The organism is Streptomyces plumbidurans (assembly GCF_019857225.1).
GTDB classification, from domain to species: Bacteria; Actinomycetota; Actinomycetes; order Streptomycetales; family Streptomycetaceae; genus Streptomyces; species Streptomyces plumbidurans.
Genome location: NZ_JAFJSY010000024.1, coordinates 1 through 8,978, shown reverse-complemented (window position 1 = coordinate 8,978; position 8,978 = coordinate 1). Strand labels below are relative to the sequence as shown.

Below are 8,978 nucleotides of genomic sequence, written 5' to 3'. Positions count from 1 at the left end.
GGCCGCGCGGGCGCGGGCGTTCGAGGCCCGGGCGGAAGCCGAGCGGCGGCCGCGGCGCACCGCATCCGCACGACCCCGGGCCGACGCCCCGCGCCGGGCGACCGGCGTCCAGGCCCGTGACCTACGGAAGTTCCTGACCGACGCCTTCCGCATGCCCTCCTCGGCGGACGAGCCGGATGAACTGACCGAGTCGGCCGAGCCGACCGAGCCGTACGACAGCGACGAAACGGCCCGCACGATCAGCAGCCCGGCTCCCCGGACCTCCACCCCGAGCGAAGCAGGCCGCCCGGAGCCGGCGACCGGGCACCCGCGCCTCCCGGCCGAAGGGGCCCACGAGGCCCATGAGGGCTATGAGGGCTATGAGGGCTACGAGGCTTCTGAGCCCGGTGCCGCCCCTCACCGCCCCAGGTCCATGGCAGCGCCCGGCCGTGACGGCGAACTGCGCCGTACCTTCCCGGCGTTCCCGTCCCACGCCTCCGCCTCCGCCTCCGCCTCCGCCTCCGCCTCGACCTCTGCCCCCACCTCCCCGGCCGACAGCAACTTCGCGGCGACCTGGTGGGGCAACGCCTGGGTGACGGCGCTGGAGGAAGGTGCGCTGGACGCCAAACGGCTTGCACGGGGCCGGAGTTACGCGGAGCAGGGCAACGTCGACGCCATCACGGTGACCCCCGGACTCGTCCTCGCCTATGTGCAGGGCAGCCGCCCGCGGCCGTACCGCGTGCAGGTGCGGCTGCGCACCCTGGGCGACGCGGACTGGACGCGGTTCCTGGACGCCGCCGCCGAACGGCCGGGGCACATCGCGGCACTCCTCGACAAGGAACTGCCCCACTCCCTCGCCGACTGCGGGGTGCCGCTGCTGCCCGGACCGCGCGATCTCGACCCCCACTGCAGTTGCCCCGACCGCGGCCGCCCCTGCAAGCACGCGGCCGCCCTCTGCTACCAGACGGCCCGTCTGCTCGACGCCGACCCCTTCGTGCTGCTCCTGCTGCGGGGCCGGGGTGAGCGCGAACTGCTGGACGCCCTGTCCCGGTTGAGCGCGGCCCGGGCAGCGCGCGCGGCCCGCGAGCAGGAGCCGGCCTCGCTCCCGGGCGTACGGGCCACGGATGTCCTCGCGCCCCGCCGACTGCCGCCGCTCCCACCGCCGTTGCCCGTGCCGCCGCACCCCGAGCAGCCACCGGTCTATCCGGCCGCCCCGGGTGGCCCCGACCCCTTCGCGCTGGACCAGTTGGCGACCGAGGCCGCGGCCAGGGCCCACGCCCTGCTCGGCACGGGTCGCGACCCGGTGGGCGAACTGACGCTGTGGCAGGACGCGGTCCGGCTCGCGGCGGCCCGTCCCGGCTCCGGCCTGACCGCCGGCTCCCGCGCGCTCTACGCCTCCCTCGCCTCCGCCGCCGACCGCAGCCCCGCCGAGCTGGCCCGCGCGGTCGCCGCCTGGCGGCAGGGCGGACTCGAAGGGCTCGCCGTGCTGGAGGAGCCCTGGGACCCGCCGGCCGGACGCTTCGACCGCGCCCGCCCCCTCCTCCTCGCCGCCGACCTGCCCGCCTTCCGGCCCTGGCACAACCACCTCACCCACCCCCGCGGCCATGTCCAACTCCGCCTGGGCCGCGACGGGTTGTGGTACGCCTACGAGTCGGAGCCGGGCCACGACGACTGGTGGCCCCGCGGCACACCCGACCTCGACCCGGTGGGTGCCCTGACCGGTCTGGGTGCCTCACCTGAGGACTGACGGACCCTCACTCCCGCGGCACGGACGTTACGCACTGTGGCGCGGGCCGCCACTTGTGCCACACTGCCGCGAGGCCGATGCGCCACACAGGAACTGCTGAGAACGAACGGAGAGCAACATGGCTACGGGGGGATGGGGGCCGGGACCCGGCCCGGGTCAGCCTGGCGGCAACGGGCCGGGAGGCCAGGGCGGTTGGGGCGCTCCGTACGGACCACCGCAGGGCAACCCCTACGGCACGCCGCCACCGCAGCCGGGCCCGTACCCGACCCCGAACCAGCCGCCGTACCCGCACCCGAATCCGTACCCCTACGGCCCGCAGCCCACCCGGCCCGCCGCCCGCCGCCGCAGCGGCTGCCTGTCGTTCGGGCTCATCGGGGCGCTCCTGCGCTCCACGAGCCGCGTCGCCAAGCGGCTCTTCGGGCAGGGCGACGACCTGATCGTGGACCGCACCGTGGACAACGTGCAGACGTTGCGCACGGTGCTCGGCGCGCTCGCCACCGTCGCGCTGATCCTCGCCTACAACGCGAACCCCAACCGGTGGGAGGACGCGGCCTGGCAGGGAGCGGCCCAACTCGTCATCGCCCCGTTCGTACTGATCGTCGCGGCGCCCCTGGTCATCATGGGTTTCATCTACTACGCGCCCCCGCACCTGCGGCCGCACCTGCGCTCCCGGCTGCGCGCCCCGCTCAAGTCGGTCGGCTGGTATGTGCTGACCCTGGTCGTGATGGGCGGCATCCTCGTCCCGACGGCCCTGACCGTGAACGCCGACGACGGCAAGGACTGGTGGGAGTACGCCCTGGCCTTCGCCTCGCTGGCCGTGATCGTGTGGGGCATCCCCTTCTTCTTCATGGCGACGCTGTACTCGGCCCGCAGCGCCTTCAACAGCGCCCAGGTCCACCCGATGCTGCCGCCCGTCCTCACGTTGACGCTGGTGTGGGTGTTCGCGGCCATGAACGTGATCGGGGACGGCGCGCCGGACGGGCCGCCCGTCGTCCAGTTCTGCTCCACGCTCGGTGGCCCGCTGTCGGTGACCGCCGTCTCGTTGTGGGAGCTGCGCAGGATGAGGACACGGTTCGGCGTCACCCTCCGCGGCTGAGCCGTGAGCCGCGAGCCGTGAGCCGTGAGCCGCGGCCGGTACGCGCTCCTCGGGCTTGACGGGCCCGTGGGAACACGGTGTTCGCAGGTACTCAAGTGACCAGCAATTGACGGGCAGTTGGGTGGGGCGAAGAATCAAGTCGTGCGCCGTAGTTGGCGTGTGCTCGTCCAGCGGCCAGGGGGTGCAGAGTGGGCAGGCGGGAATCGCCGATTCCGGACGGTCCCTTGCACGACTTCGCTCAAGAGCTGCGCGATCTGCGCGTCGCAGCCGGGTCACCGCCGTACCGCGAGCTGTCACGGCGGGCGCGCTATTCGCATTCGGCGCTGTCGGACGCGGCCGCCGGGCACCGACTCCCCACCCTCGATGTGACGCTGGCCCTGGTGGCCGCATGCGGCGGCGACGTGGCCGCTTGGCGTGCGCGCTGGGAGGAACTCGACGCTCGCCTACGGGCCACCCATCCGGAACTGCTCGCGGGCCCCTTGACGAGTCGGCAGGCCCCCGCCGGTCTGGACGAATCGTCGGCTCATGCGCGCGCGGTGATACGGCGGCTGACCGAGGAGGGCGAGTACCAGCGGGCCGCCGAGGCGGCCGAGCTGTGTGAAGGCGACGCCGTACGGGCGCACGGCGTCGACAGCGTCGAGGCGGCAGGCTGGGCCGAGATCCGCGCCGACGTCGCACGCGCGGCCGGAGCGATGGGCACGGCAACCCGCTGGTGGCTGACCGCGGCGGAACGACACATGACCCGTGGGGCGCCGGCCACCCCACAGGCAGTGGCGGCAGCCCGCAGCGCCCACTGGTGCTGGGAACGGGTGACCGACCCCGTCGAGGCCCGCCGCCTCGGAACAGACCTCGTCACCCTGCTGACCCGACTACCGGGCCTCGACCCACGCCACTTACCGGCCGCCCGATCCCGCCTCAACACCCTCCAGGACCCACCCGATCCAGGGGCGAGCACCCCGGGCACACCCCCGCACCCGCCAACGCCGCGTCCGTCACCCGCCCCTGCAGGGGTACCCGATCCGACTCCGGCCGCCTCGGCGGCCCATGGGGGTCTGGCGTCTGTGGGCCCGGTCTCGGGGGCTGATGGGGGCTCCGTGTCTGGCGGCCCGGTTCCGGCGGCCGATAGCGGCTTGGCGTCTGCCGACCCGGTTCCGGCGGCCGATGGGGGTCTGGCGTCTGTGGGCCCGGTCTCGGGGGCTGATGGGGGCTCCGTGTCTGGCGGCCCGGTTCCGGCGGCCGATGGCCGCTTGGCGTCTGCCGACCCGGTTTCGGCAGCCGGTGGCGGCTCGGTTGCGGCTGCTCCAGCTCCGGCGGGTGACAGCGGGCCGGTTCCCGGCGCTCCGGTTCCTGCGGTTTCGGCGACCGAGGGCGGCCTGATTCCCGCTCCAGTCCCGGCGGCCGATGGCGGCTTGGCGTCTGCCGACCCGGTTCCGGCGGCCGATGGCGGTCCGGATCCGACCGCCCCCGCTCCGGCAGTCAGCAGCGGCCCGGTTCCCGGCACTCCGGTTCCTGCCGTCTCGGCGACCGACGCCGGCCCGACTCCTGCCCCAGCCCCGACAACCGACGGCAACCCGACGCCCACCCCGACAACCCCCGCACCCAACAGCAGCCCAACCCCCGCGCCCGCCCCACCCCCAGTCCCGGCTCCGCCAGCCGCCCCGCCCACATCCCCAAACTCACCCCCCGCCCACGAGTCGGCGTCCCGTCCACGGAGGACGGACGCGGCGCCGGGGACGGGCCCGGCGTCGGGGACGGACCCCGAGCCGCCCCCCGCACCCGACCCCACGGTCGTGGACTCCCCGGTTGTCGAGCCGTTGCGGAAGGGGGACCCGGAACGGGTTGGGACGTTTCGGTTGTTGGGGCGGCTGGGGGCGGGGGCGATGGGGGAGGTGTTTCTTGCCGCGTCGGCGAGTGGGCGGCCGGTGGCGGTGAAGGTGGTGCGGGCGGAGTTCGCCCGGGACTCGGCCTTCCGGCGCAGGTTCACCGCCGAGGTCGCCACCGCGCGCCGCGTGCAGGGACCGTACACACCGGCCGTGGTCGACGCGGACGCCGACGCCGAACGCCCCTGGCTCGCCACGACCTACATATCCGGCCCCTCCCTCGCCGAAGTGATCCGCACGAGCGGCCCCCTCCCGCCCGCGGTGGTGCGAACCCTCGCCGCCGGGATCGCGGAGGCGCTCGCCGCGATCCACGGTGCGGGCGTACTGCACCGCGACCTCAAGCCGTCGAACGTACTGTTCGACCGCGACGGCCCCAAGGTGATCGACTTCGGTGTGGCGCGCGCCGCCGACGGCTCCCGGCTGACCGAGACCGGAGTCGCGGTGGGCACCGTCCCGTTCATGTCACCGGAGCAGATCGACGGGCAGCCGCTCGGCCCGCCGTCCGACGTCTTCTCACTCGGCGGCCTGCTGACGTACGCGGCGACGGGTCTGACCCCGTTCGGCGAGGGCAACCCCGGTGAGATCGCCGGCCGGATCACCCGGGGCGCACCCGACGCGCAGGCCCTCGACATCCGCGACGGCGACTTGCGTGACCTGATCACGCGCTGCCTCGACAAGGACCCCGAGCGGCGCCCGACGCCGCAGCAGATCATCGAGTCCGCCGCGGACGGCCGTGCGCACGGCAACTGGCTGCCCGCCACGCTCACCGCAGGGATCGCCCGGCGCGAGAAGCGTGTGGCCGACGCCCTGAACAGCGCGACGACGCGCTGGCGAACCGGACGCCGGCTCAAACTCGCCGTACCGCTGGCAGCCGGCCTGGCGCTCGCCGTCGTACTCGCCCTGACTCTCCTCCCGAAGCCCCACCACGGCGATGCCAAGCCCCGCGCCGCGGCCTCGCACGGGTACGAGACGGTCTTCCGGAACCGGCCGGTGGCGTTGCCTGACGACGAGCACGAGGTCGACCTGACGAGCGGTGACGTGGTGACGGGCAGCCGTTACTGGACGCTGTCCGCCGACGCGGGCGGCGACAGCAAGGGCGGGTTCTCGCTCCAGGACGCCACCGACGCGTACGTCGCCGGCTCGGGACGCATCACCCCCGCCCAGTGCGCCGCCGACGTCGCCCGGCATCCGGTGGAGGACGAGGTGCACTGGCCGCAGGTGCCCGCGGGAAGCTGGTTCTGCCTGCGCTGGCGACTGACCGGGGACATCGCCGTACTGCGCGTCTCCAGTACCGACACGGGCAGTTGGGGCGCCGACCTCAGCCTCGACTACTACCGCCACAGCCCACCCCTGTCCACGCCGGGCCACGTGCCCGGACCCGTCGGCGCCGGCTACCAGCGGCTCTACGCCACCCGGCCCCTCACCCTGCCCGGCGCCGACCAGCCGATCGACCTGCGCAGCGGTCGCCTCACGTCGAAGGGGACATGGGTGCTGTCCACCGACTCGGGCGGCGACAGCAAGGGCGCCTACGACCTGCAGGACTCCAGCGACGCCTACATCGCCGGACAGTCCCCCGTCAGCCCCGCCCGCTGCGCGGTCGGCATCGCTCAGCAGCCGGTGGCGGACAAGGTCCGCTTCCCGCAGGTCCCGGCCGGAACGTGGTTCTGCGTCCGGGACACCCTCACCCACGACATCGCGATCATCCAGGTCCTGGACAAGGACGACGGAGACTGGAGCACCACCATCGCGGTCACCGCCTACCGCCCCACCACCGCACACGGAAACTGAGCCAACTCCCGCACACCCGGGCCCGCTTGCCGACCTGCGCGAACAACGGCGGGCCGGCCCGAATTGTTGACCAGTTGTCCATGAATGGCCTCCGGGTCTGGATGGACAACCGCATGGCCCCAACTCTGAGAGGCGTTGCTCACCGCATGGCCGGTCGAGCCGCAGTAGATCCCGTTCAACGCCTCTGGAGGCCCTACGTGAACACTCTCGCCTGTCGACACCGTGCGTTGCGTCATCCGCAGCATCCGCGTCATCCGCGTCATCCGCGGTTCCGGTCCGCCGCGATGAGCGCGACGACCGCCGCATTGCTGGTCTCCGGCATCGCAGTGGCCGCGACACCCGCTCAGGCCGACGACGCCGGGGCGGCCACCGCGTCGGGGACCGCCTGCGTGTTCAGCTCGCCCCAGGCCAGCGGCTTGGGGTTGGGTCATGTGGGCTGGGCGGTGAGCGACCCCGCCACCGGACGGTGGACCTTCGGGTCCGCCGACGGCGGTGGCAGCGCCGAGGCCGGCAGTGAGTCCGGCGCATACACCAGTGTGTCTGCCTCCGGCAGTGTGGCGTCGGCCTCTACGGCAGGCGTCGCGTCCTCGGTCCCCTTGGGACTGTCGGCCTCCTCCGGCGCCGCCTCGTCGATGTCGTCCGCATCGAGCGCCGCTGCGCCGAGCGCGAACGAGGACCGGCCGCTCACGCCCGGGGTGCCGGTCTATACCCCCGCGGATACGCCTCGCGTGTGGGTGGCCAGGGCCGACTCGTTCGACATAGTGCGGCACGACTTCGGCAGCTTCCGCTGGTACGTGTCCTATCGATGCAAGAAGAACATCATCGGCGCCGACTACGCGAAGGCCGACGCGACCGCAGTGGCGGACTCGGGCTTCAACATCGTCACCGACAACTGCCTCGCACACGTCCGATCCGTCCTGCTGGCGTACCAGCCGCAGATCATCGCCGGGACCAACTTCCGTCTGTTCCCCAATGACTGGTACGACCATCTCGCCGACGAGGGATTCGCCGACCCGGAACCGGTCCCGTCCCCGTGAAGCTGGGGGCGGGCGGTACGTACGCAGTCCGCGCCGGTCGCAGTACGCACTGAAAACAAGCCGCCGCACCGGGCAGGGAGCGGGAACCGGCCGGACGTGCCGAACCGGCTTCGCTGTTGTGGGCATGACGGGATCGACCGGATCGACCGGATCGACCGGATCAACCGGATCGACTGGATCAAGGGGTCGGGAGGGGTCTGTGGGCCGCGCGGGTGGCTTCGGGCAGTTGGAGGCGGGGGATCCTCAGCGGGTGGGGCCGTACCGGGTCCTCGCGCTGCTGGGTGCGGGCGGTATGGGGCGGGTGTATCTGGCCGAGTCGCGCGGTGGGCGGCTGGTGGCGGTGAAGATGATCCGGCCGGAGGTCGCGGGGAACGAGCAGTTCCGGCGCCGGTTCGCGCGTGAGGTCGCCGCGGCCCGGGCGGTGAGCGGGGTGTTCACGGCGGCGGTGGTGGCGGCCGACACGGAGGCGACGCCGCCCTGGCTGGCGACGGAGTACGTCGGCGGCGTCTCGCTGAACGACGCGGTGGCCGACGCCGAAGCGCTTCCGGAGACCACGGTGTGGCGGCTCGGGGCGGGGCTGGCCGAGGCGCTGGAGGCCATTCACCGTGCCGGGGTGGTGCATCGGGATCTGAAGCCGTCCAATGTGCTGCTGGCCGAGAACGGGCCGCGCGTCATCGACTTCGGCATCTCGGTCACGAACGACGCGAGCGCGCTGACCACCACGGGCGTGGCGGTGGGCACGCCGGCGTTCATGTCACCGGAGCAGCTGACCGGGAGACGCCCGGTGGGTCCGACGACGGATGTGTTCGCGCTGGGTGCCGTGCTGACCTTCGCGGTGACCGGAGCGGGGCCGTTCGGCGAGGGGCCGACCCAGGGGGTGATGTATCGCATCGTGCACGAGCCGCCGCTCCTGGACCGGGTGCCCGAGTCGCTGCGCGGTGTGGTGGAGAGGTGCCTGAAGAAGGAGCCCGGCGACCGGCCCGAGGTCTCCGAGCTGCTGGAGCTGCTCAGAGACGGGGCGGAAGCAGGGCCGGACCGGTCCGCCGGCGCGGTGGAGTGGCTGCCCGGCGCGATCGCCGACCTGATCACCCGCCGCGCCGAGATACCCCGTACGCCGACGATGCCCGATCCGGCCGCCCGCCAGGCACCCCGCCCGGCACCCGACCCGGCACCCCGTACCGCGCCGCGCCCCGCGCGCCCGGCTCCCGGCCAAGCCCCCGCCGCGGCGGCCACCACGCAGACCGCGCCCCGGGTACAGCGCACACCCGGCGGGGGAAGCCACAGCCCGACAGCCGCGTCCCCGCCCGCGGGCGGTTCCACCACATCGCGGCGGACACCGCAGCCGACCCGCACGAAATCCGCCGCTCGCCCGACCCCCGCCGGTAGCTCAACGTCCGCCGGTAGCTCAACGCCCGCCGCTCGCCCAACGCCCACCGCTCGCCCGACCCCCG

At 73.6% G+C, this 8,978-nt stretch carries 5 protein-coding genes; all 5 read left to right on the top strand.

The features are described 5' to 3' along the window. Window positions 1-1,726, top strand: a 1,726-nt coding sequence (locus JYK17_RS17770; protein WP_308011693.1) for an SWIM zinc finger family protein, incomplete at its 5' end; no start/stop codon positions are given. 118 nt (window positions 1,727-1,844) lie between these two features. Beyond that, window positions 1,845-2,822, top strand: coding sequence for a hypothetical protein (locus JYK17_RS17765; protein ID WP_108006518.1), 978 nt, complete (start codon window positions 1,845-1,847; stop codon window positions 2,820-2,822). A gap of 692 nt (window positions 2,823-3,514) precedes the next feature. After that, window positions 3,515-6,490: a protein kinase domain-containing protein gene (locus JYK17_RS40575; protein WP_308011694.1), complete on the top strand. Its 2,976-nt coding sequence runs from the start codon at window positions 3,515-3,517 to the stop codon at window positions 6,488-6,490. Window positions 6,491-6,774: 284 nt separating this feature from the next. Next, complete coding sequence (locus tag JYK17_RS17755; protein WP_146191683.1) at window positions 6,775-7,527, top strand: hypothetical protein; 753 nt, start codon at window positions 6,775-6,777, stop codon at window positions 7,525-7,527. Window positions 7,528-7,726: 199 nt separating this feature from the next. Further along, the coding region (locus JYK17_RS17750) for a serine/threonine-protein kinase (protein WP_222810771.1) at window positions 7,727-8,978 on the top strand (1,252 nt) is incomplete at its 3' end.

Bases quoted from the DNA above. Each gene is read 5' to 3' on its own strand.
- JYK17_RS17765 (WP_108006518.1), top strand. From the start codon at position 1,845: ATGGCTACGGGGGGATGGGGGCCGGGACCCGGCCCGGGTCAGCCTGGC.
- JYK17_RS40575 (WP_308011694.1), top strand. From the start codon at position 3,515: ATGGGCACGGCAACCCGCTGGTGGCTGACCGCGGCGGAACGACACATG.
- JYK17_RS17755 (WP_146191683.1), top strand. From the start codon at position 6,775: ATGAGCGCGACGACCGCCGCATTGCTGGTCTCCGGCATCGCAGTGGCC.